Here is a 24684-nt window from a genome sequence, read left to right on the forward strand (position 1 = left end):
AACTTAGAACAGCTTTTTCGGCAATTGCTGGCTGCGGATGCGCTTGTAGTGGCGCTTCACGGCAGCGGCGAGCTTGCGCTTGCGCTCTGCAGTCGGCTTCTCGTAAAACTCACGCGCACGCAACTCGGTCAGCAGACCGGTTTTTTCGATAGTGCGCTTGAAGCGACGCATGGCAACTTCGAACGGCTCGTTTTCTTTCAGGCGGATAGTGGTCATGTAAAAATCAAACCGGGAAATAGGGGAAAGAAAAAGAGTTTAGCAGGTTTAAACTGGAATGGGAAGTTTTTTGCCGATCCGCATTCATACAGCCTGCCCGGCAGCCACACCGGACGACCATGCCCACTGGAAATTGTAGCCGCCCAGCCAGCCGGTGACGTCCACGGCCTCGCCGATAAAGTACAGGCCGGGGACTTTGGCAGCCATCATGCTTTGCTGTGACAGTTCGCGGGTATCGATGCCGCCACGCGTGACTTCGGCCTTCTTGTAGCCTTCCGTGCCGTCCGGGACGATGCGCCAGCGGTTGAGCGAATCGCCCAGCTGGCGCAGCTGCTTGTCCGGCAAGTCGGCCAGGCGGGCGTCGCCTTGCATGCCCTGCACCTGCAGCCAGCTCTCGGCCAGGCGCGCAGGCAGCCATTGCGCCAGCGTATTGGCAAGATTTTTCTTGCTGCTGGCCTTGGCTTGCAACAAGGTGTCGGTCAAATCCGCCTGTGGCGCCAGGTTGATGGTGAGGGCCATGCCGCTTTGCCAATAGCTGGAAATTTGCAATACGGCCGGCCCTGACAGGCCGCGATGGGTAAACAGCAAATCTTCCAGAAAATGGCCGCGGGCTTTCTTTTCGCCGGTCTCGATCGCCACTTCCAGGGCGATACCGGCCAGCGGCACAAAGGGTTGCCAGGCGGCGCTGTCAAAAGTCAGCGGCACCAGCGCCGGGCGCGGCTCGACCAGTTTCAGGTCGAACTTGCGGGCGATGCGAAAGGCAAAGTCGGTCGCGCCGATCTTGGGAATCGACAAGCCGCCGCTGGCCATGACAACACGCTGCGCCAGGATTTCGCCGGCATCGGTCTCGAGCCGAAACCCGTCGCCCGACTTGCCGATATCGGCCACCTTGCAAGGCATGCGCCAGGCGACATTGCCCTTTTCGCATTCGGCCTGGAGCATGGCGATGATGTCTTCAGCGGATGAATCGCAGAACAGCTGTCCCTTGTGCTTTTCATGGAACGGGATGCGGTAGCGCTTGACCAGGTCGATGAAGTCGCGCGCTGTGTAGCGCGACAGCGCGCTTTTGCAGAAGTGCGGATTCTCGGAAAGATAGTTCTGCGGGCCGGCGTCGATATTGGTGAAATTGCAGCGGCCGCCGCCGGAAATGCGGATTTTTTCGGCCAGCCGGCTGGCGTGGTCAATCAGGACGACTTTCTGGCCGCGCTGGCCCGCGACTGCGGCGCACATCATGCCGGCGGCGCCGGCGCCGATTACAGCGACATCGAATTGGGTGCTCATGGATTATGCGGGCTGAATAATCCATGATTGTAAGGCTTTACGCGCGCCTGCCGGCGCACATGTTACGGCTCAGTCCGTATAAACCCGCATGCCTACATCGTGGCGGCGTATTCCGCCACCAGCGCGTCAGTGTGGGTGATGCCATGGCGATCGGCATGGAAGTCGGCGCAGCGCACCACATCGCCAATGACGATGATGGCGGGACTGCCCAGTTGCGAAGCCGCCAGATCTTCCGGCAGGCGCCCCAGCGTGGTGATCAGTTGCGCTTGCGTTGTGCCGGTGGCGGACTGGATCACGGCCACCGGCGTATCGGCAGCCTTGCCGCCCGCCAGCAGCGCTGCCTGGATCTCGCTGCTGCGCCCCACCCCCATGTAAATCACCAGGGTCAGCGTCAATTTAGCCAGGGCATCCCAATCCGGGTTGGCATCCTTGGTCTTGCCGTGGCCAGTGACGAATACGGCCCCCTGGCTCCAGTCGCGATGCGTCAACGGGATGCCCAGCGATGCCGGCGCCGCCAGGCCGCTGGAAATGCCATTGACGACCTCGACATCGATGCCGGCGTCGCGCAGATGTTCGCGCTCCTCGCCGCCGCGGCCGAAGATGAACGGGTCGCCGCCCTTCAACCGCACCACGACGCGCCCGGCTTGTGCTTCTGCAATCATCAGGCGCTCGATGAACGCCTGCGGCGTCGACTGGCAACCACCGCGCTTGCCGACGTAAACAATGCGCGCCGACGCTGGTGCATGCTCGAGCACTGCCGGATTGACAAGGTCGTCGACCAGCAGCACATTGGCGCAGCCAATCGCGCGTACGGCCTTGAGGGTGAGCAGTTCCGGATCGCCGGGACCGGCGCCGACGAGATAAACCTTAGCTGGGGATGTCGTTTGCGTTTGCATGATGGATTTGCCTTGTTCGTATCTGTCTTGATACTAGCAAGCAGTGTTCCACCTGTTCTGCGATGGGTGCAGGCACCGGTTGTGTGCCGGCCAGCGCTTCCTTGATCCAGGAAGCGGTCGTTGCTGCATCACTGGAGGGCGGCAGCGGCGGGATTTCATCGACGACGCCCTGCTTTTGCACCAGAATAGTGCGCCGCCCTTCATGAAACCACTCGATCTGCTGGGCCCGGCGCGCATTGGCCACCGTTTCACCTTCCGTGCCGCGCATCAGGAACGCATCGCCCCGTGCCGCCGGTGCCGCGGTAGTGAAATACTCGGTGAGCATTTCCAGGTACTCCGGGTGGGTGTAGGAACTCAGGCGCAGCGCCGGCTGCACGAAGGGTTGCATGATCTTCACCAGCGTGTGGGTCGAACTGCGCACGCCGAGGATGCGGCGCAACGACAGCTGGTGCGCCAGTTTCGGCGCCAGCAAGTCGATCGGCATGAAGGCAGGCACGCCGCGGGAAAATTCGTCTTGCGCCGCCTGCACCGAGCCGGCCGCCGGCAAGCCGAGTTCGTGGAAAATCTCGGCGGTCGTCACGCGCTTGGGGTCGTGCAGCACGCCATGCACCAGCACCGGCGCGCCGGCGCGGGCCAGCAGCAACGCCAAAAGCGGCGTCAGGTTGGGCATGTTGCGCGAGCCGTTGTAGCTGGGGATGACGATCGGCGCATAATCGCCGGCAGGCGCGTGCAATTGCTCGAATGAGCGCTCGGCGGCATCGAGGAAACCGGCCAGTTCCTCGACCGATTCGCCCTTGATGCGCATGGCCAACAAGATGGCGCCCAGTTCCAGGTCGGAGACGCGGCCATCGAGCATCGCCGCATACATCAGGTCGGCATCGGCGCGCGTCAGGCTGCGCGCGCCATCCTTGCCGCGCCCGATTTCCTTGATGAAGCGGGCGGCGGCGAGGGGTTGGTTGTCGTGTAAGGAGTCCATGCGCGAAGCTTACTACGAATGGCGCCTTCTACGCTGCTGCCTTCATCGAGGTTTGCTGCACAAGAATGATTTTCTTCAGTTCCGGCACGCACGAGCCGCAATTGGTGCCGCACTTGAGCTTGGCCTGCAAGCCGGCGAGGCGTCCATCGGCGTCGCCTGGCAAGCCCGCCAGAGAATCAAAGATCTCGCTTTCTGATACATTAAAGCAGTTGCAAACGATCTTGCCGCGCGACTTGAATCCTTGCGGCGCCTGACTCGATGGCATCAGCAGCAGGCGGCCCAGCGCAGCGACCGATTGCCCGCCTTCGAGGTATTCCTTGAGCCAATGTTCGGCAGAAGTATCGCCCGCCAGCGCGACTGCCGCCAGCTTGCCATCCCTGACCATGATGCGACGCGTATTGCCACGTTTTTTGTCGTCATAACGCAATACCTCGGCGCCCACCAGCTGAAATTTTGCCTCGATTTCGGCCAGCAATTGTGGCTCGGCGGCATAATCGTCCGCCGCCCGGAACAGCACACCGACCTGCTCACGCCCGAACAGCGTGCATGAAGCGTAGGCAAAGCGGCGCATGAACGGGCGCAAGGCAGCCTGCAAGGCCAGCACCTGGGATTGATCGACCCAGCCGAATACCAGAAAGCGCCACGGCAACTCCGCCTTGAGAATCTTGGCAGCCGCATGCTTCAGCTCGGGCTGCTTCGAATACGGGTCGAAGGCCGGCACGGTCAGGGCATTGACGCCATAGCTGCCGTCACCGTCATGGCCGCGCCCGGAGACATACTCCTCACCCCAGTGCATGCCGATGAAGGCTTGCCCGGCACGGATATCGTCACCGGCCACTGCCGGCAGGATTTGCGAGCCGCGCCGGCTGGTCACGTGCACCAGGTCGCCCTGCTTGATGAAGCGCCGCTCCATGTCTTGCGCTGCCATGATCACTGCCGGCTCGGACTGGTGCGCAAACAGTTGCGCCACAGTGCCGGTGCGGCTCATGCCATGCCACTGATCGCGCAGGCGCCCTGTGGTCAGGCGGAAGGGGTAGCGCGCATCGACCGGCTCGGCCACCGGCTGATACACCGTATCGACGAACTTTGCGCGGCCGCTGGCAGTGGGGAACACGCCATCTTCGTACAGGCGTTTCTTGCCGCCCGCAGCGCCTTGCGGGTAGGGCCATTGTTGCGGCCCCTGCTGCTCGAGGATTTCATAGCTGAGGCCGGTAATGTCGAGGTCGCGCCCGCGCGTGGATTCCCGGTGCTCGTTCCAGATCTCCTCGGTAGTCTCATACGGAAACAGTGTGCGCTCACGTCCCAGCAAGGCTTCCAGCTTGCGCGCAAAGCGGATCGCAATTTCCCAGTCGTGCAGCGTCTCGCCGGGCTTGTCGAGTGCGGCTTGCAGGCGCGTGATGCGGCGCTCGGAATTGGTAACAGTACCTTCCTTTTCGCTCCAGGTGGTCGCAGGCAAAAGGATGTCGGCGTAATCGACGCTGGCAGTCGTCTTGTAGGCGTCCTGCACGATCACCAGCTCGGCTTTACGCAAGGCTTCGCGGATCAGCTTCTGGTCGGGCATCGATTGCGCCGGGTTGGTACAGACGATCCAGAGGATCTTGATTTCACCGGTCCGCACCGCCTCGAACATTTCGACCGCGGTCTTGCCGGGCTTGGCGGGCACGTCGTCGATGCCCCACAGGCGCGCCACTTCGGCGCGATGCGCGGGATTGGCCAGGTCGCGATGGGCCGACAGCAGGTTGGCCATGCCGCCGACTTCGCGCCCGCCCATGGCATTGGGCTGGCCGGTCAGCGAAAACGGTCCGGCGCCAGGCTTGCCGATCTGGGCGGTCGCCAGGTGCAGGTTGATCAGGGCCGCATTCTTGGCGGTGCCGGAAGCCGACTGGTTCAGACCCTGGCAATACAGCGACAGGCTGGCCCTGGACTGGCCGAAGAGGCGTGCCGCCGCCACCAGGTCTTCTTCGCGGATGCCGCACACCTCGGCAACGTAAGCCGGGGTATAGTCGCGCACGGTCTGCTTGAGTGCAGCAAAACCTTCAGTGTGCGCCTCGATGTAAGCGGTATCGACCAGGTCTTCCCACAGGCAGATGTGCAGCATGCCGTTAAACAGCGCAACGTCGGTGCCCGGCAGAATCGGCAGGAACAAATCGGCTTCACGCGCGGTGTCGGTCTTGCGTGGGTCGGCGACGATCACTTTCATGTTCGGGTTGGCCTGGCGCGCTGCTTCCAGACGGCGGTACAGGATCGGATGCGCATAGGCGGTATTGGAGCCGACGATGAACACCACATCGGCCAGGGCAATGTCCTCGTAGCATGCCGGCGGCGCATCCGCCCCCAGGGTTTGCTTGTAGCCGGCGACGGCGCTCGACATGCACAGGCGCGAATTGGTGTCGACATTGTTGGTGCCGATTAAACCCTTGGCGAGCTTGTTGAAGACGTAATAGTCCTCGGTCAGCAACTGGCCAGAGATGTAAAAACCGACACTGTCGGGCCCGTGCGCAGCGATGGTGTTGGCGAATGTCTTTGCCATGAAATCCAGGCTGGCATCCCACGTCGTGCGCTCGCGCGTGCCTGCTCGCGCCGTACGCATTTCCGGGTAGAGCGCGCGCGCCTGCTGCTGCAGCACCGGGCTGGCAGACAAATGCAGCGTGCTGCCCTTGGTGCACAGGCGGCCAAAATTGGCCGGATGGTCGGGATCGCCCTTGACGCCGGTCACCTGCTGGCCGTCGGATTCAATGATCACGCCGCAGCCGACACCGCAATAGCAGCAAGTCGCCTTGGTTTGCCGGAGTTCGCTCATGCAGCCTTCGCCTCCATGCCGAGCGTATTCAATTCATTGACGTCCAGGTGTACCTTGCCATCCTCGACCTTGACGGCGAATCTGGTAGTGCATCCCTCATCCGGCGAAACTGCGCAGCCGGAGGCAAGTTCAATGTTCCAGTTGTGCAGCGGGCAGGCGACTTTTTCACCGAAGACGATGCCTTGCGACAGCGGTCCGCCCTTGTGCGGGCACTTGTCCAGCAGCGCAAACACCTTGTCTTCGCTATTGCGAAATACGGCAACATTCGTCTGGCCGGCGCGCTGCACGACGCGCGCGCCCAGTACAGGGATGTCGTCTACCTGGCAAATTGATTTCCATTGTTGAGTCATGGCAGTTCCTTGTTCGATAGATGAATCAGAAGGTCAGAGGCGCAAACTGGCGGGTATCGACCATTGCCTTTTCCGATTCATGCCAGGGATCCGGCTCGCCATCCAGCGCAAACAGCAAGCGCTCATACAAGGCCTTGCGGTTGGCGGCGTCTTCCAGAACCTTCTTCTTGACGTAGTCCAGGCCGACGCGGCCGACGTAATGGACCGTGCGCTCCAGGTACCACCCCTCTTCGCGATACAGCTGCAGGAAAGCGCCAGTGTATTCCAGAACTTCTTCGTGGGTCTTCAGCTTGACCAGGAATTGCGCGACTTCAGTCTTGATGCCGCCATTGCCGGCCACGTAAATCTCCCAGCCGGAATCCACACCGATCACGCCGACATCCTTGATACCGGCTTCGGCGCAGTTGCGCGGACAGCCGGACACCGCCAGCTTGACCTTGTGCGGCGAGTACATGCGCGCCAGTTCACGCTCGAGTTCCTGGCCCATGCGGGTCGAATCCTGGGTGCCGAAGCGGCACCATTCCGAACCGACGCACGTCTTCACCGTGCGCAAGCCCTTGGCGTACGCCAGGCCCGATGGCATGCCAAGGTCATGCCAGACTTCACGCAAGTCTTCCTTCTTCACGCCCAGCAAGTCGATGCGCTGGCCGCCGGTGACCTTCACCGTCGGGATCTTGAACTTGTCGACCACGTCGGCAATGCGGCGCAACTCCGAGGCGCTGGTTTCGCCGCCCCACATGCGAGGAATCACCGAGTACGTGCCATCCTTCTGGATATTGGCGTGCGAACGCTCGTTGATGAAACGCGATTGCGGATCATCCTTGGCCTCGTGCGGCCAGGTCGAGATCAGGTAGTAGTTCAGCGCCGGGCGGCAGGAGGAGCAGCCATTGGGCGTGCGCCACGCCATGAATTGCATCACGGCGGGAATCGTCAGCAGCTTGTTGGCCCGGATGGCGTCGCGCGCTTCCTGGTGGGTATGGTCGGTGCAGCCGCACATCGGCTTGGCCTTGGCGGAAGTGGAATAGTCACCCCCTGCCGTCGCCATGATGATCTGCTCCACCAGGCCGGTGCAGGAGCCGCACGAGGCCGATGCCTTGGTGTGCTTGCGCACGTCTTCCAGGGTGAACAGCCCTTTTTCCTTGATAGCCTTGACGATGGTGCCCTTGCATACGCCATTGCAGCCGCAGACTTCGGCTTCATCCGGCATCGCGGCGGCCTTGGTATAGCCTTCATGGCCGACGTCGCCGGGACGGCCTGTATTGGATTCGCCGAACATCAGGGTATCGCGGATTTCGCCGACATCCTTGCCTTCGCGCAGCAGCTTGAAATACCAGGTGCCATCGACCGTGTCGCCATACAGGCAGGCGCCGACCAGCTTGTCATCTTTGAGCACCAGCTTCTTGTAGACGCCGCCGATGGGATCCGACAGGATGATTTCTTCAGTGCCCTCGCCGCCCATGAAGTCGCCGGCGGAAAACAGGTCGATGCCCGTGACTTTCAGCTTGGTCGAGGTGACCGATCCCTGGTAACGGCCGATGCCGAAATTGGCGAGGTGGTTGGCGCACACCTTGGCCATCTCGAACAGCGGCGCCACCAGTCCGTACGCGGTGCCGCGATGGTTGACGCATTCGCCGACGGCGTAAATGCGCGGATCGAACGTCTGCATGGTGTCGTTGACGACGATGCCGCGGTTGCAATGCAGGCCGGCCGATTCCGCCAGCTTCGTGTTGGGGCGGATGCCCACGGCCATCACTACCAGCTGCGCCGGCACTTCGGTGCCGTCGGTGAACCGCACCGATTTCACGCGGCCATTTTCATCGCCAAAGATTTCCTGGGTATTTTTTTGCAAGAGGAAGTTCAGGCCGCGCTCTTCCAGGGATTTTTGCAGCATCTTGCCGGCGACGGAATCGAGCTGGCGCTCCATCAGCACCCCCGACAGGTGCACCACTGACACGTCCATGCCGCGCAGCTTCAAGCCGTTGGCCGCTTCCAGGCCGAGCAGGCCGCCGCCGATAACGATCGCCTGCTTGTATTTGGCGGCCGCCTCGATCATGGCGTTGGTGTCCTGGATATCGCGGTAGGAAATCACGCCGTTGAGTTCCTTGCCAGGCACCGGCAGCACGAACGGGTCGGAACCCGTGGCCAGCAGCAGGCGATCATATTCTGCGGTGGTGCCATCCTCGGCAATGACCAGGCGACGGGCGCGGTCGATCTGCGTGATCTTTTTACCAAGATGCAGCGTGATATTGTTTTCTTCATACCAGTCGACATCATTCAGCATGATGTCCTTGATGGTCTGCTCACCCGCCAAAACCGGCGACAGCAGGATACGGTTGTAATTGGCATACGGCTCAGCGCCGAATACAGTGATGTCGTAGACGTCCGGAGCGAGCTTGATCAACTCTTCCAGCGTGCGCACCCCGGCCATGCCGTTACCCACCATTACCAGCTTCAGCTTTTTCATTGCACTACCCTCCAGATTGTTCTGCACTACCCCTAAGCAAAAGCAATGCCAGTTGTCGGTGCAGCCAAAACGTCGAAAAAAATGCAGCGACGCTCCGTGCTGGTGAATTTTCCAAACCTATTTGGTGCAAGGCACCGTCCCGACACATTTTCCGACCCACATCACAGCGTGCACCACATATGTACGCACAAAAATGTTGGCATGGCACTTGCATAGTGCACTGCATTCACTTTTTTGGACTCCCGGGGACATATGCAAAAATCTTCATTCTGGAAGGCGGGTCACACGCCTACGCTGCTGGCCGCATTCTTTTATTTCGACCTGAGCTTCATGGTATGGGTCATCCTCGGGCCGCTTGGCGTGCAAATCGCCAAAGACCTGGGTCTCACCGCTGCGCAAAAGGGCATGATCGTGGCCACGCCGCTATTGGCCGGCGCGCTGCTGCGCATCGTCATGGGTGTTCTCGTGGACCACCTGAAGCCGAAAAAGGCGGGTGCCATCGGCCAGGCGATTGTCATTGCCGGCATGCTGTGGGCCTGGCTGGGCAAGCTCGACACTTACTCCAGCGTCCTGACGCTGGGCATCCTGCTGGGGGTGGCCGGCGCCGCATTTGCAGTAGCGCTGCCGCTGGCGTCACGCTGGTATCCGCCGGAGCACCAGGGCACTGCGCTGGGCATTGCCGGCGCAGGCAATTCCGGCACGGCCTTCGCCGCCCTGTTCGCGCCCAGCCTGGCGCTGGCATTCGGCTGGCAAAATGTCTTCGGCTGGTGCCTGATTCCGCTCAGCGTCGCCTTTGCCGTCTATATGGTGTTTGCCAAGGATGCGCCGGCGGCACCGCCGCCGAAATCGATGGTCGAGTACCTGCAAGTGCTGAAGGACAAGGATGCCTGGTGGTTCATGTTCTTCTATGGCGTCACCTTTGGCGGCTTTTCCGGGCTGGCTTCGTCCCTGGCAATCTATTTCAATGGCCAATACGGCCTGTCGCCGGTCACCGCGGGCTATTTCACTGCCGCCTGCGTATTTGCCGGCTCGCTGGTGCGCCCGCTAGGGGGACGTATCGCCGACCGCATTGGCGGCATCAAGACGCTGTCGATCATGTACATCCTGGCAGCGACATTCCTCTTTATCGCCAGCTTTGGCCTGCATTCAGCCATCATGGCCGTCGTCGTATTTGTGCTGGCGATGCTGGCGCTGGGCACTGGCAATGGCGCGGTATTCCAGCTGGTGCCGCAGCGCTTCCGCAAGGAGATCGGCGTCATGACCGGGCTCGTCGGCATGGCCGGCGGCATTGGCGGCTTTTATCTTGCCTCCAGCCTGGGCTACTCCAAGCAACTGACCGGCAGCTATCAAATCGGCCTGACCATTTTTGCGTCGCTGGCGGTCATCGCCCTGATCGGACTTTCCATGGTAAAAGGCCGCTGGCGCACCACCTGGGGCAGCGCTGCGATGACGACGGCGAAGATCTGACTATAATGCCGGGAACAGAGTTATAAGATCATGTCGTTACTAGTCGCTGCCGGCCATGCCACCGAAGCAGGAACCCGTCCCCGCAACGAGGACTTCGTCGGCATGGTCACGCCTGGCGCGCCCGAGATTTCCACCAAGGGCTTGCTGGCGGCAATCGCCGATGGCGTTTCCGGCAACGATGGCGGCCGCCAGGCATCGGAATACACGGTGCGCGGGCTGCTGACCGATTATTACGCCACGCCCGACACCTGGCCGGTGACGCAAGCGCTCGAGCGCGTCCTGAAGGCCATCAACAGCTGGGTACAGCAACAGGGCTCGATCCGGCCGGAACTATCCGGCATGGCAACCACCCTGACCTGCGTGGTCGTGCGCGGCAGCTTCTATTATTTTGCGCATGTCGGCGACAGCCGGCTGTACTTGCTGCGCGAAGGCAAGCTTACCAGGCTCTCCGCCGACCATGTCTGGGATCGTCCGGAAATGCAGCATGTGCTGACGCGTGCCATTGGCCTGGATTCCCGCCTGGCGCTCGACCATGGCATGGGCGAGCTGCGCGAAGGCGATATCCTGCTGCTGGCGACCGATGGCGTCTGGTCGGCGCTGACCGAATACGACATGACCGCCCTGCTGGCCGATCTGGCCGCCGGCAAGCGCGATGCCGAAGCCACTGCCGCGGCACTGGTGGCCAGCGCGCTGCGGGCCGGGTCCACCGACAATGCCAGCGCGCTGGCGCTGCGTATCGATGCACTGCCACAGGAAAACCTGCGCGACGCGGTCTCGGCATCGCGGCAATTGCCGCTGCCGCCCAAACTCAAGGCCGGCCAGTCCATCGATGGCTACCGCGTGGAAAGCGTTCTGCACGCTTCCCAGGCGACCATGGTCTACCGCGTCATTGACCCGGCAAGCCAGCGCCCGCTGGTCCTGAAAACCCTGCATCCCGATCGCGCCGACGATGCCGAGGAACGCTCGGCCTTTGCACACGAAGAATGGCTGGCCAAGCGCGCAGTGGCGCGTTTCTTTGCGCAGGTCATTACGCCTGAACAAAAAAATTACCTGTATTACCTCTGCACGTGGCATGACGGCGCGACCATCCAGCAACACCTCGACGGCGGCCAGCATTTCATCATACCGGACGCGATCGCCCACGGCACGCGGCTGGCACGCGCCATCGGCGCACTGCACCGCCGCAGCATCCTGCATCGCGATATCAAGCCAGCCAACATTCACCTGGGCGCCGACGGCGAATTGCGGGTGCTGGATTTCGGCGTGGCGCAGTCAGGGCTCGAAGCCGAAGCCACCAGCGGTGCGCCGCGCGCCGGCACGCCCTCGTTCCTGGCACCGGAATTATTCGAGGGCGGCCAGCCATCGCGCCAGACCGACCTGTACGCCGCCGGCGTGACCCTGTACCAGATGCTGACTCGGCACTACCCCTATGGCGAGATTGAGCCCTTCCAGAGGCCGCGTTTCGGCGAGCCCGTGCCACCCACACGCTATCGCCCCGACATTCCCCTGTGGCTGGAAAATGTCATCCTGAAGGCGATTGCGCGCGATCCCTTGCAGCGCTTCGAAACCGCCGAGGAATTTGTCCTGGCGCTGGAACGCGGCGCCAGCAAGCCCCTGCCTGCGCCCGCCAAGGCGCCGCTGGCGCAACGCGACCCGCTGTCGCTGTGGCGCGCAGTTGCGGCGGCATCGATCGTCTTCAATCTCTTGCTGCTCTACCTGCTGATGGTGCGTTGATTTCATCGGCACCACGCTTATCGCAGGCATAAATTTTGCCTGTAAAAATATGTCATCCCCAACGACCTTGTCTCCCGCATTTTCAAGCGGCACCGCACTTGATTTGTGCATGGCGCACTGGAATGCGCCGCACAAATGTCGTCAGCAGGATAACAATGCATTGCGCGTGCAAAGTCAGGGCCGAATGGCACTTCCCTTGCTGCGCCTTTAAAACGAAACTTTGCGCTTTTTTCAGAGGGGAATGCAAATGCCCTCGGATGGTAAAAAGCCAGTCCGGGTTTTACTGGTTGGCTTTCATGAGGTAATGCGCGCCGGTCTGCGCGGATTCGTCGGTACTCGCAATATGGAAATCGTCGGTGAATGCCAGACCATACCGTGCGCTGTCGCCACTGCGGCGCGTCTCAAGCCGAACGTCGTGCTGATGGAAATGCTTCTGCCGGATGGCTCCGGGGTGGAGGCGTGCCGAAAAATCCTGGTAGAAAACCCTGCAATTCATGTCCTCTTTTTGACAGCGCTGGATAACGAAGACGCCAGGATTGCCAGCCTGTTTGCCGGCGCCGATGGCTACCTGCTCGACAATATCGGATCGGCTGCATTGCTTGATGCAATCGAAAATGCTGCGGCAGGCCTGTCGATTCTCGACCCGCTTATTTTTCCGCCTGCGTCGCCCAAATTGCGCGCGCAATCAGTGCACCTGGCGCGCGACAGCGGCTTGTCGCGCCAGGAACATCGCATCCTGTTGCTGGTTGCCGAAGGAAAGACCAACAAGGAAATTGGCGAAGCACTCGGCTTGAGCGGAAAGACCGTGAAAAATTATCTCAGCACGGTCTTTCAAAAACTGAATGTCTCACGACGCTCACAGGCAGCGGTCAGATTTACCCAGATCATTTCTCAGTAACCCACCGTAGGGCCATATGGCACTTACCCGGCTCTAACATAAGTTTGATACTTGTTCGATAGCCATCCTGCCATCAGGATGGCGGCACGCTGTCCTGGTTACCGCAATTGTGTCGCGGCATGCAATTTTTACGTAACAAGCCGAATGTCATCGTGAGTCGATTCCTTATCTGCTTCAAGGTATCAGGTCCATCGATACCAGCCATCTTGCATGACGCCACATCCTTCATCTGGCAAGCGCCATGGAAATGATGCAGGCACACGCAATAGGGACGCTCATGCTGAAGGCCACGCAGGGCATCCGCAACTTGCGCTATGCAAATTTCACCATCAGCCAGAAGGTCGGGGCAATTTTCCTGCTGATCCTGGTGATTGCAGTCGCCAATCTTCTCGTGATGCATGCCACTCTGCGCAACCTGAATGGCTTTGCCGAAACCGTCAATGTCGCCGGCCGGCTGCGCATGCTCAGCCAGAAAATTGCCTTTGAAACGTTCAAGGGCGAGCAAGAACACGCTCCTGGGCAGAAATCCGTGAGCGTGCTGCTGCAAGAGTTCGAGACGGGACTGACCGCCCTGGCCGCAGGCGGCAAGGCGTTCGGTTACGAGCTCAGGCCCGTTTCACGGAAAATCTCCCCCTTGTTGCTGGCCACGCGAAAAGACTGGAAAGACTACCGCAAGCTGGTCGAATCGGATTTCCTGGGCGCGCCACACTTGCCGCCGGCCGCGGCCAGGGCCGTGTCCGAAAGTTCGGCACGCGTGCTTGCGGATGCCGAAATACTGGTGGGTGCGCTAACCAGTGAGATACAAACCGCGCAGGAACATGCACTCGCAAAAATGTATGGACTGCTCCTGGTTGACATCGGCGTGCTGATTTTCGTCTTTGCCGCCGTCCGACGGAAAATCGTGCATCCCTTGCGCAAGCTGGCCGAGCATAGCCAGGCACTGGCACACGGAAGGTACGTCGCAACGCTGAAGGTCGATTCCAATGACGAAATCGGCCAGCTCGCTGCCGTGTTTTCGCACTCTGCCCGTCAGATCGGCGACCTGTTCAGCCGCATCGAACAGGAAAAAAGCAACCTTCAGCAGGCCGAATCGATGTTTCGCGGCCTTGCCGAAAATTCGGTCGTCGGCGTCTACATTGCGCAGAATGGCGGATTCCGCTTCGTCAATCCAAAGATGGCGCAAATGTTCGCCTATACCCGCGAGGAGATGGTCGCCACGGCGCGGCTTTTCGATATCGTCCCGGAAGACGAACGCGAGATGGTGGAGACGAATATCAGGAAGCGCATCGATGGCGAAATCGATGCCATTAACTACCGCAGGAAGGCCAGGCGCAAGGATGGCCAGCTGTTTGATGTCGAAGTCTTTGGCTCGAAGATGGAAATCGATGGCGACACCGCAACCATCGGCGTGATGCTGGACATCACCGAGCGCAAGCGAATCGATCGGGCATTGCGTGCCCTGATCGCCTGCAATCGCGCATTGGCCCATGCCGCCAGCGAGCCCGACCTGCTGGAAAGGGCTTGCCGCATCATGCATGAGATCTGCGGCCATACCTTTGTCCGGGCCAGCCGCATCGACGCGGCCCATCCGCGCAAAATGCATCCGGTGGCGCAGGCTGGGGGCAAGCCAGGCGTACTGGCCTCGGCGATCGCCACGGGCGCCTCCGAGGATACCCGGGATGTCATGGCGGCTGCGCTACGCTCCGGCAAAACTGTCGTCCTGCAGGAGATTCCGGCGGCGCCCGGCAGTGTCTGGCATCAGTTCATGACGAAGCACGGGATCGTCGCCGCGATTGCGCTGCCGCTTCGCGATGGCAAGAAGTTGCTAGGCATGCTGGCCATCTATTCGCAGGAAAGTGGCGTTTTCACGCCGGACGAATTGGCGATTGCCGAAGAACTGGCGGACAACCTGTCGTACGGCATGGCCGCATTGCGCGTCGACGCGGCGCGCATGCAATATGCGCAACTGCTCGAATATCACGCCAACCATGATGTTTTGACGGGATTAGCCAACAGGCATCGTCTCAGCGCAAGCCTGAAGCAGGCGATTGCATCGGGACGTCTCACCGGTTTGAGAGTGGCCGTGCTGCTGCTCGATCTCGACCGTTTCAAGGTCATCAATGACACCCTCGGGCATGCCATCGGCGATGAAGTGCTGCAGGCGGTCGCCGCCCGGCTGCGCGCCTGCGTGCGCTTGACCGATACCGTGGCCAGGCTCGGCGGCGACGAATTCGTGGTGGTCATCGCCGATATTGGTACCGAAGATGATGTCTCGCTGGTGGCATGCAAGATCCTCGATGCACTGGCGCAGCCAGTATTTATCGCCAATCAGGATCTGTACATCGGCGCCAGCATTGGCATCAGCCTGTTTCCCGAAGATGGGGCAGATGAAGAGATCCTGCTGAAAAATGTCGATATGGCGATGTACCGCGCCAAGCAAAATGGCCGCGCCAACTACCATTTCTTTACCGAGGAAATTCGCACCCACAATCGCGAACGTCATGCGATGGAAGCGGAATTGCACCAGGCCTTGAGCCGCGACGAGCTGGTGTTGTATTACCAGCCCAAAGTCAACCTGCGCACACGCGAAATTGTCGGCGTTGAAGCGCTGGTACGCTGGCGGCATCGCGATCACGGCTTGGTGTCGCCTTGTAAATTTATTTCAGTTGCAGAAGAAACCGGCTTGATCCTCCCCCTGGGTAAATGGATATTGCATGCCGCCTGCATGCAAGGCCGGCTCTGGCAAGCCGCCGGGGCGCGCCCGGTCAATATCGCCATCAATCTCTCGGCAAGGCAGTTCCGCCATCATGACCTGGTCGGCCTGGTGCGGCAAACCATACTCGACACCGGCATCGATCCGACGCTCCTCGACCTGGAAATTACCGAGAGCGTCATCATGCAGGATGCCCCGGAAGCCGTTGCGACCATGCTGGAACTGAAAAAACTGGGGGTGCGGATATCCCTGGACGATTTCGGCACGGGTTATTCCTCGCTTAACTATCTCAGCAAATTCCCCCTCGATAGCCTCAAGATTGACCGGCTGTTTGTCGAAGGCATCGGCTCAAGTTCCCAGGATACCGCCATCGTCAAGGCGGTGATTGCACTGGCCCACACGCTGAACCTGAACGTGATTGCCGAAGGCGTGGAAAACCAGGAGCAGCTGGATTTTCTGGAAGCCCATGAGTGCGACGAGATCCAGGGATTCTATTTCAGCAGGCCTGTGCCCGGCGATAACATCCCGGCGCTGCTTGCAGAAGGTGCATTCTTAAAAAATTAAAAAAGTTTTTTGCAGTACATACTAAAAACGGGGGAGGATATGACAATGAAAAAAATTGGGGTCGGTACGCGCCTGGGACTGGGCTTTGGCCTGGTGATACTGATGATGATGGTATTGATCGCCATTGCCCTGACGCGCCTTGAAATCATTGGCGGGATCAGCAAAAAAATCATCGAAGCAGACTGGGTCAAAGCTGACGCAGCCAATACCATCAATGTAATGACGCGCGAGAATGCCCGCCAGACCATGCAACTGTTTATTGCCCAGGACAAGGCGCAACAGGCAAAAATCTACGAACATATCGACGCCAACAAAAAAATCATCAGCGATGCAATTGCGACGCTGGACCGCCTGATATACCTCCAGGAAGGCAAGGAGATGCTGGCGCGGATAACGGCGGCACGCGCCGCCTATGTCGCTTCGTTCACCAGTGTAGGAAAACTGCTGAAAGAAGAAAAGCAGGCCGAGGCACAACAACTTTTCAATGCCGAGACACTGCCGCGGCTGACGGCATTGCAGGAACAGATCAATGCCATGGCGGCGCTACAGCGCAAGATTGTCGCCGAGAGCAGCAGTGACATCAAGGCCGGCATCGATAATGCATTCTCGCTCATTCTCCTGTTGGGTGGCACGGCAGGCGCGATCGGGGTCGTTGCCGCATTTTTAATCACGCGACGCCTGCTCGCACAGCTTGGCGGCGAACCGGACGATGCGGTCGATATTGCGGGCAGAATTGCCGGCGGGGACCTGGCTGTGCCTATCCGCCTGAAGAATGGGGACAAGGCAAGCCTGCTGGCTGCCTTGAAGAAAATGCGTGACAGCCTGGCTGAAATCGTCGCTGAAGTCAGAACCGGCACGGACACGATCGTGACCGCCTCCGGCCAGATCGCCGTTGGCAACCAGGACCTGTCGTCGCGAACGGAGGAACAGGCAAGCTCTCTCGAGGAAACCGCCTCCTCGATGGAACAGCTGACTGCCACCGTCAAGCAAAATGCCGATAACGCCCACCAGGCAAATCGCATGGCGGCCTCTGCATCAGAGGTCGCCATGCGGGGAGGCACAGTCGTGTCGCAAGTGGTCGACACCATGAGTTCCATCAACGCCTCTTCCAAGAAGATCGTCGATATCATCAGCGTCATCGACGGCATCGCTTTTCAGACCAATATCCTGGCACTCAACGCTGCCGTGGAAGCGGCGCGGGCCGGCGAGCAGGGACGCGGTTTTGCCGTGGTCGCAACCGAAGTGCGCACACTGGCGCAGCGTTCGGCCTCCGCCGCCAAGGAAATCAAGGTGTTGATTGGCGACTCGGTGGAAAAAGTCGATACCGGTGCACGGCTGGTGGACCAGGCCGGAAGTACGATGAATGAAATTCTCGCCAGCATCAAGCGTGTTACCGACATCATGGGCGACATCACCGCCGCCAGCACCGAGCAGACTGCCGGGATAGAACAGATCAATGTCGCGGTCAGCCAGATGGACCAGGTAACGCAACAGAATGCGGCGCTGGTCGAAGAGGCCGCCGCCGCTGCCCAAAGCATGCAGGATCAGGCGCACGGCCTTTCAAAGGCCGTCAGCATTTTCAAGCTCGATGGCATGGGTCATCGGGGGCATGCAACAACATTGTCTGCAGAACCTGCGCCCGCGCCTGAAAGAAAACTGGCCCTGGCAAGCGCAGGCGGGCACGATGACTGGGAAGAGTTTTAAAGACCTCGCCCCTGCTACGCCGCCTCTTTCATCGACGGATGGGCCTGGCGGTGGTACAGGAATTCCAGTACCGCCGTCCGGTATTGCATGTATTGCGCATCCTGCGCCAGCGCCACGCGTTCGCGCGGACGCGCCAGGTCGACTTGCAGGATCTCGCCGATGGTCGCGGCGGGCCCGTTGGTCATCATCACGATGCGGTCCGACAGCAAAACTGCCTCATCGACATCATGGGTGACCATGACGACCGTCGAGCCTGTCTTGGCGACGATTTTCAGGAGCTCGTCCTGCAGGTGCGCCCGGGTCAGCGCATCCAGGGCGCCAAATGGTTCATCCATCAGCAGTACCTTCGGCTCCATCGACAAGGCACGCGCAATGCCTACGCGCTGCTTCATGCCGCCGGAGATTTCGTTCGGGCGCTTTTGCTCCGCGTGGGTCAGTCCGACCAGCGCCAGTGCCTGCCTGGTGCGTTCTTTCAGCTGCGCGCGTGACTCTGTGGCGCCGAAGACCCGCTCGACTGCCAGGTAGACATTCTCAAAACAGGTCAGCCACGGCAAGAGCGAGTGATTCTGGAATACCACGCCGCGCTCCGGCGAAGGCCCGCTGATTTCGCGATTGGCGCAGATTAGCGTGCCGCCGGTGGCAGTGAGCAGGCCGGCAATCAGGTTGAGCAGGGTCGACTTGCCGCAACCGGAATGGCCGATCAGCGTGACAAATTCGCCCTTCTTGACCGTCAGGTTGACATCCTTCAGCGCGTGGAACACGCCCTTCCTGGTGGTGAAGGACATTTCCGCCTGGGCGATTTCGATAAATTTGTTGTTCAGCTTTTCCATGATGTTTTCCTTTTTGGGTGCAGGTCAGCTGCGTACTTCTTCGTAAGTGAACGCCTTGGCGATTGCGACCAGTGCCTGTTCCAGCAGCAGCCCCACCACGCCGATGGCGAAAATCGCGATGATGATGTGCGGCACGTTCAGGTTATTCCACTCATCCCAGACCCAGAAGCCGATCCCCACGCCACCGGTCAGCATTTCGGCGGCGACAATCACCAGCCAGGCCGTGCCAATCGACAGGCGCACGCCGGTCAGCATGTACGGCAGCACGGAAGGAAACAGGATCTTGGTGACGATCTTCCATTCAGACAGGTTCAGCACCCGCGCCACATTCATGTAATCCTGCGGCACGCGCTGCACGCCAACGGCCGTGTTGATGATCATCGGCCAGATCGAGCAGATGAAGATGGCCCAGATCGAGGCCGGGTTGGCGGCCTTAAAGACCAGCAGGCCGATCGGCAGCCAGGCCAGCGGCGACACCGGTTTCAGGATGCTGATAATGGGATTGAACATGCCCGACAAGAACTTGAAGCGCCCGATCATGAAGCCCATCGGAATGCCGACCAGCGCAGCCAGGCCGAAACCGGTGCCGACACGCTCCAGCGACATCAGGATGTTCCAGCCGATGCCCTGGTCGTTCGGACCGTTGCGGTAGAACGGATCTGAAAACAGCACGATCGCTGCCTTCAGCGTCACCAGCGGCGTCGGGATACCACTGCTTTTTGCGGCGACGATTTCCCAGATCAGGACCAGCAACGCCAGGCCGAGGATCGGCGGCAACACCGCCAGCAGGAAGGGCTTGAACGAGATTTTCCGGCCATTGCCCTGGACCGGTGCAGCAGCGAGAGTGGGCGCTTTTTCCGCAACGGCGGGCTTGACTGCCCTGGCGGGCGGCGATTCGGCAACCGGCGCTGCCGGCTCATTCATCAGGTTATTCATAACGGCACTCATGATGGCTCCAGATAATGTGAATTACGCTTTGATCTTGAAACTGTCGGCATACTTGGCCGGATTCTTGCCGTCCCAGACCACGCCGTCGATCATCTTGCTTGTCCGCATGACATCCTTGGGGATGCTGACCTTCATCGCCGAGGCCGCTTCCTTGTAAAGATCAATCTTGTTGATCTGCTTGGCCACACCAAGGTAGTCCGGATGGTCCTTGATCAGGCCCCAGCGCTTGTGCTGCGTCAGGAACCACATGCCGTCTGACAGGTACGGGAAGTTCACCTGGCCGTCGTTGAAAAACTTCATGTGGTTCGGGTCATCCCAGGTCTTGCCCAGGCCATTCTGGTAACGTCCCAGGATGCGCTGGTTGATCGCATCGACACTGGTATTGACGTAGGATTTCTGTGCCACGGTTTCGGCCATCTTCAGCTTGTTCTGCAAGCCGGCGTCGATCCACTTGCCAGCTTCGATGATGGCCATCATCACCGCGCGCGCAGTGTTCGGATACTTGCTGACGAATTCGGCGGTGGTGCCCAGGGTCTTCTCCGGGTGGTCTTTCCAGATATCCTGGGTGGTGACGGCAGTAATGCCAATGCCATCCATGATCGCGCGGTGCCCCCAAGGCTCGCCGACGCAGAAACCATCCATGTTACCGACGCGCATGTTGGCGACCATTTGCGGTGGCGGCACAGTGATGGCCTTGGCATCCTTGAATGGGTCGATGCCGGCCGACGCCAGCCAGTAATACAGCCACATGGCGTGGGTACCGGTCGGGAAAGTTTGCGCAAAGGTGTATTCGCGCTTTTCGTTTGCCATCACCTTGGCCAGCGAGGGGCCGTCGACAGCTCCCTTGTCGGCCAGCTTTTTCGACAGCGTAATGGCCTGGCCGTTATGGTTCAGGTTCATCAGGATTGCCATGTCCTTTTTCGGGCCAGATACGCCCAGATGCACGCCATAGATCAGGCCATACAGCACATGCGCCATGTCGAGCTCGCCATTGACCAGCTTGTCGCGCACGCCGGCCCAGGAAGCTTCCTTGGTTGGAATGATCTTGACGCCATACTTTTTGTCGAAACCGAGCACCGAGGCCATGACCACCGAGGCGCAGTCGGTCAGCGGAATAAAGCCGATCTTCACTTCTTCCTTTTCCGGCTTGTCAGAACCGGCCGCCCACACGCCGCCCGTGGCCAGGCCACCGAATGCGCCGGCGCTCATGACCGCGCCAGCCTTCAGGATGGAGCGGCGGGTGATATCTGTGCTGTCGTCTTTCTTTGTCATGCTGGTCTCCCTGGGAAGAAATGCAAACCTTAAAATCCAAATAAAAAAAGGCGCCCGGACCGTGCAGGGAAACCCTGCAAGATTCGGACACCTTTGTCCCGGATCCCTCCTGCCTTCGTTGGCAGGAAAGATCGTTGATTGCTGCACCAGCTTTGGCGCTTGCCTATTGCTATGCAATTGACGTGCCAGCCTGATCCATTACTTTTTCCTGCTTCGCCGCTTCACGAGCGACCGTTTTTTTGCGCCATTTTCGTGCGCCGCCTCAAAATGGCGCAGCAACTGGGTTCTCAGGCAGCGGCGGCAACCAGCCCGGCAAAGCTGATTGCAAAGCTATCCGCATAAGCGGCAGGCGCACTGCCATCCCAGGTAATGCCATCGATGAGGACGCTTTTGCGCATGGCATCGACAGGTACGGCCACATCCGCCATGGTGGCGGCCTCGCAGTAAAGGTCGATGCAATTGATCGCACGCGCCACACCCAGGTAATCCGGATGTTCCTTGAGCAGGCCCCAGCGCTTGTGCTGCGTCAGGAACCACATGCCATCCGACAGGTAAGGGAAATTCACTGCACCGTCCTGATGGAAGGCCATGCAGTTCGGATCTTCGCGGCTGCCGCCTGCGCCGTCGCTGTAAAGGCCAAGGATGCGCGGGCTGATGATATTGACCGAGGTATTGACATACGCCTTGGCGGCAATGGTCTCGGCGGCGCGCAGCTTGTTGGCCGGGGATGCATCGATCCAGCGGCAAGCTTCCAGCACGGCAGCCGTCAATGCGCGCGCGGTATTGGGGTAGCGGCGCACGAAATCGGCGCTGGCACCCAGCACTTTTTCCGGATGACCGGGCCAGATATCCTGGCTGGCGGCAGCGGTAATGCCGACATTGTCCGCGATGGCACGATGGTTCCATGGCTCGCCGGCGCAATAGCCGTCGATATTGCCAACGGCCATATTTGCCACCATCTGCGGCGGCGGCACCGTCACCAGACGTACATCACGCAGCGGATGAATGCCATGCGCAGCCAGCCAGTAATACAGCCACATGGCATGCGTGCCTGTAGGGAAGGTATGCGCAAAGGTATAGGCGCCGTAGCGGCGTGGCTCCTGCCGGATCAGCCGGGCCAGCCCCGCGCCGCCGAGAACACCCTTGCCGGCGACGTGGTTCGCAAGAGTGATCGCCTGGCCGTTGCGATTCAGGGTCATCAAGACTACCATGTCGCGCCGGCCGCACCCGATCCCCATGTGCACGCCGTATACGAGGCCATACAAGGCTTGCGCGGCATCCAGGTCGCCGCTTGTCAGCTTGTCGCGCACGCTGGCCCACGAAGCCTCGCGGGTTGGCACGATCTTGATGCCGTGCTTCCTGTCAAAGCCGAGAATGGCTGCCATCACCACCGGCGCGCAATCGGTCAGTGGCATGAACCCGACTCGCACCTCCTGCTTTTCCGGAGCACCGGCAATCCGGGCAGGTGCTTTGCCCAATCCATGTTCTGTCATTGCTGCTCCCACTGATAAGCTTGTGCGCGGACAAACAAAAAGGCGTCCGGTCAATGCGAGCGCAGCTCGATCGACCAGGACACCTTTGTCCCGGCTGCACCGCCCACATTGGCCGTGCAGCCATCTTCTCCAGGGTTAGTGCAATTGGCGTGCCAGCCGCAGAGCAGGCAATTCGGGCAAAACCCGGGCGAAACCAGGGAAATTGCGCACTTTTGCCGTGCACCGCATCAAACAAGGGCAATGACAATGGGGCAAAACGGCCGTCTCAACCCAGCAGATCGGCGACGTCGATGATGCGTTGGGCGAGGTCGGAAAGTTTGAGGTTCTTGTCCATGGCCAGGCGCCGCAGCTTGGCATAGGCCTCGGGTTCGCTCAGCTTGTGCCGCTCCATCAGCAGGCCCTTGGCGCGCTCGATGGTCTTGCGCTCGGCCAGCTTGAGCTTGGTATCGGAGAGCTCGGCGCGCAGCTTTTGCTCGGCATTGAAGCGCGCCAGCGCCACGTCGAGCACGGGCTTGACGCGTTCCGCATGCAGGCCGGCCACCACGTAGGCCGACACACCGGCATCCATGGCCGCCTCCATGCTGGACTTGTCGTCATCTTCGGTAAACAGGACGATCGGCCGGCGCGCCTCGCGGGTCGCCACCACCACGTGCTCGAGCACGTCGCGCGCATCCGACTCGGCGTCGATGATGATCATGTCCGGCTGCAGCTGGGCGACCCGTTCCGGCAGGTGCATATCGGCCGGGAACACGGCGATGATGTTGTAACCAGCTTCGAGCAAGCCAATACGCAGAGCGCGCGCGCGCTCTGCCGCCGCCCAGGCGGCGTCGTTGTGCTCGTCTTCCGGCGGCACGACGCTATTGACCACGACAATGCGCAGCGATCGGAGTTCGTTGGATGAAGCCTGCATCTTTATAAATTACCAATAACCAGTACAACAGGGGAAAGCCGATCCCGGCATAATACGCTACAATCGCACGCAAGAATCGCACCAACCTCACCTCTTCCCATGCTTGTCCTTGGCATCGAATCCTCCTGTGATGAAACTGGCGTTGCGTTGTATGACACACAACGCGGCTTGCTCGGTCACGCCCTCCATTCGCAGGTCGCGATGCACGAGGCCTATGGCGGCGTGGTGCCGGAGTTGGCCTCTCGCGACCATATCCGGCGCGCCCTGCCGCTGTTGGAGCAAGTGCTGGAGCAAAGCGCCGAGCCGCTGACCGCCATCGACGCCATCGCCTATACGCAGGGCCCGGGCCTGGCCGGCGCGCTGCTGGTCGGCGCCTCGGTTGCCTGCGGCCTGGCGCTGGCGCTGGACAAGCCCATCCTCGGCGTGCACCACCTGGAAGGCCATCTGCTGTCGCCGCTTTTGGCGAGCGATCCGCCGGAATTCCCCTTTGTCGCGCTGCTGGTGTCAGGCGGCCACACCCAGTTGATGCAGGTCGACGGCATCGGCCGCTATACCCTGCTGGGAGAAACCGTGGATGATGCCGCCGGTGAAGCCTTCGACAAGTCGGCCAAGCTGCTGGGCCTGGGCTATCCCGGCGGGCCGGCGATTTCACGCATGGCCGAGTTCGGCGACCCGACCGCCTACAAGCTGCCGCGTCCGATGCTGCACTCGAAGAACCTGGATTTCAGCTTTTCCGGCCTGAAGACGGCAGTGCTGACGCTGGTGAAAAAGCACCCGGCCAACATCTGCGAGCAGGACAAGGCCAACATTGCGCGCGCCTTCGTCGATGCCATCGTCGATGTGCTGGTAGCCAAATGCATCGACGCACTGAAGCAGACCGGCATGAAGCGGCTGGTGATCGCCGGCGGCGTCGGCGCCAATGCGCAATTGCGCGCCGCCCTCAACGCCGCCGCGCAAAAGAAGCGCTTCCGCGTGTTTTACCCGGAGCTGCAATTCTGCACCGACAATGGCGCCATGATCGCCTTCGCCGGCGCGCAACGACTGGCGCGCAATCCTGCTGCCGCCACGCGCGACTATGCGTTCCAGGTGCGTCCGCGCTGGCCGCTGGACGAGTTGCCGCCAGCCTGAGCACCACCTATCTATGGGACAATGGCGGTCTCGTTTTTCA

General features: G+C 60.5%; 18 protein-coding genes. 6 read left to right on the forward strand and 12 right to left on the reverse strand.

Translation table 11 applies throughout. From position 1 onward, the window contains the following. Positions 1-3: 3 nt before the first annotated feature. The 7 genes from rpsU to nirB form a co-directional block, all read right to left on the reverse strand. A complete protein-coding gene (rpsU, locus tag EKL02_RS16180; protein ID WP_008451879.1) occupies positions 4-216 on the reverse strand; it encodes a 30S ribosomal protein S21 in 213 nt (70 codons plus the stop codon). An 84-nt stretch (positions 217-300) separates the two neighbouring features. Further along, entirely contained in the window at positions 301-1497 is a 1197-nt protein-coding gene (locus tag EKL02_RS16185; RefSeq protein WP_128902992.1) for an NAD(P)/FAD-dependent oxidoreductase, read from the reverse strand. 92 nt (positions 1498-1589) lie between these two features. Next, positions 1590-2393 (reverse strand): uroporphyrinogen-III C-methyltransferase, encoded by an 804-nt coding sequence (gene cobA, locus EKL02_RS16190; protein WP_128902993.1) that lies wholly within the window; start codon positions 2391-2393, stop codon positions 1590-1592. Further along, the gene (ybiB, locus tag EKL02_RS16195) at positions 2365-3369 is read right to left on the reverse strand and encodes a DNA-binding protein YbiB (protein ID WP_128902994.1); all 1005 of its coding nucleotides are present in this window, start codon (positions 3367-3369) and stop codon (positions 2365-2367) included. The genes cobA and ybiB overlap by 29 nt, the downstream gene beginning before the upstream one ends. A 28-nt stretch (positions 3370-3397) precedes the next feature. Next, a complete protein-coding gene (locus tag EKL02_RS16200) occupies positions 3398-6169 on the reverse strand; it encodes a nitrate reductase (protein WP_128902995.1) in 2772 nt (923 codons plus the stop codon). Continuing rightward, on the reverse strand, positions 6166-6519 hold the full coding sequence (gene nirD / locus EKL02_RS16205) for a nitrite reductase small subunit NirD (RefSeq protein ID WP_128902996.1): 354 nt from the start codon (positions 6517-6519) through the stop codon (positions 6166-6168). The genes EKL02_RS16200 and nirD overlap by 4 nt, the downstream gene beginning before the upstream one ends. A gap of 25 nt (positions 6520-6544) precedes the next feature. Next, entirely contained in the window at positions 6545-8983 is a 2439-nt protein-coding gene (gene nirB, locus EKL02_RS16210) for a nitrite reductase large subunit NirB (RefSeq protein WP_128902997.1), read from the reverse strand. A 252-nt stretch (positions 8984-9235) separates the two neighbouring features. Here nirB and EKL02_RS16215 point away from each other — a divergent pair, with 252 nt between their 5' ends. The 5 genes from EKL02_RS16215 (at position 9236) to EKL02_RS16235 (ending at position 18063) form a co-directional block, all read left to right on the forward strand. After that, the gene (locus tag EKL02_RS16215) at positions 9236-10450 is read left to right on the forward strand and encodes a nitrate/nitrite transporter (protein ID WP_128902998.1); all 1215 of its coding nucleotides are present in this window, start codon (positions 9236-9238) and stop codon (positions 10448-10450) included. 30 nt (positions 10451-10480) lie between these two features. Then, positions 10481-12184 (forward strand): bifunctional protein-serine/threonine kinase/phosphatase, encoded by a 1704-nt coding sequence (locus tag EKL02_RS16220; RefSeq protein ID WP_128902999.1) that lies wholly within the window; start codon positions 10481-10483, stop codon positions 12182-12184. Positions 12185-12431: 247 nt separating this feature from the next. Next, positions 12432-13082: a response regulator transcription factor gene (locus EKL02_RS16225; RefSeq protein ID WP_164932048.1), complete on the forward strand. Its 651-nt coding sequence runs from the start codon at positions 12432-12434 to the stop codon at positions 13080-13082. 277 nt (positions 13083-13359) lie between these two features. Beyond that, on the forward strand, positions 13360-16359 hold the full coding sequence (locus tag EKL02_RS16230) for an EAL domain-containing protein (protein ID WP_164932049.1): 3000 nt from the start codon (positions 13360-13362) through the stop codon (positions 16357-16359). 45 nt (positions 16360-16404) lie between these two features. Beyond that, positions 16405-18063 carry a methyl-accepting chemotaxis protein gene (locus tag EKL02_RS16235; protein WP_347232092.1) on the forward strand — a complete coding sequence of 553 codons (1659 nt, stop codon included), beginning with the start codon at positions 16405-16407 and terminating at the stop codon, positions 18061-18063. 14 nt (positions 18064-18077) lie between these two features. Here EKL02_RS16235 and EKL02_RS16240 read toward each other — a convergent pair whose 3' ends face one another. The 5 genes from EKL02_RS16240 to EKL02_RS16260 form a co-directional block, all read right to left on the reverse strand. Continuing rightward, complete coding sequence (locus EKL02_RS16240; protein WP_128903003.1) at positions 18078-18893, reverse strand: ABC transporter ATP-binding protein; 816 nt, start codon at positions 18891-18893, stop codon at positions 18078-18080. Positions 18894-18917: 24 nt separating this feature from the next. Continuing rightward, positions 18918-19841 (reverse strand): nitrate ABC transporter permease, encoded by a 924-nt coding sequence (gene ntrB / locus EKL02_RS16245; RefSeq protein ID WP_128903004.1) that lies wholly within the window; start codon positions 19839-19841, stop codon positions 18918-18920. Between the two features lie 21 nt (positions 19842-19862). Further along, positions 19863-21113: a CmpA/NrtA family ABC transporter substrate-binding protein gene (locus tag EKL02_RS16250; RefSeq protein WP_128903005.1), complete on the reverse strand. Its 1251-nt coding sequence runs from the start codon at positions 21111-21113 to the stop codon at positions 19863-19865. A gap of 287 nt (positions 21114-21400) precedes the next feature. Further along, positions 21401-22606, reverse strand: coding sequence for a CmpA/NrtA family ABC transporter substrate-binding protein (locus tag EKL02_RS16255; protein ID WP_128903006.1), 1206 nt, complete (start codon positions 22604-22606; stop codon positions 21401-21403). A gap of 265 nt (positions 22607-22871) precedes the next feature. Further along, positions 22872-23516, reverse strand: coding sequence for an ANTAR domain-containing protein (locus tag EKL02_RS16260; RefSeq protein WP_128903007.1), 645 nt, complete (start codon positions 23514-23516; stop codon positions 22872-22874). 99 nt (positions 23517-23615) lie between these two features. Between EKL02_RS16260 and tsaD the strand changes: the two genes are divergently transcribed. After that, entirely contained in the window at positions 23616-24644 is a 1029-nt protein-coding gene (gene tsaD, locus EKL02_RS16265; RefSeq protein ID WP_128903008.1) for a tRNA (adenosine(37)-N6)-threonylcarbamoyltransferase complex transferase subunit TsaD, read from the forward strand. Positions 24645-24684 lie beyond the last annotated feature (40 nt).

This window comes from Janthinobacterium sp. 17J80-10 (assembly GCF_004114795.1).
In the GTDB taxonomy this organism is placed as follows: domain Bacteria; phylum Pseudomonadota; class Gammaproteobacteria; order Burkholderiales; family Burkholderiaceae_D; genus Paucimonas.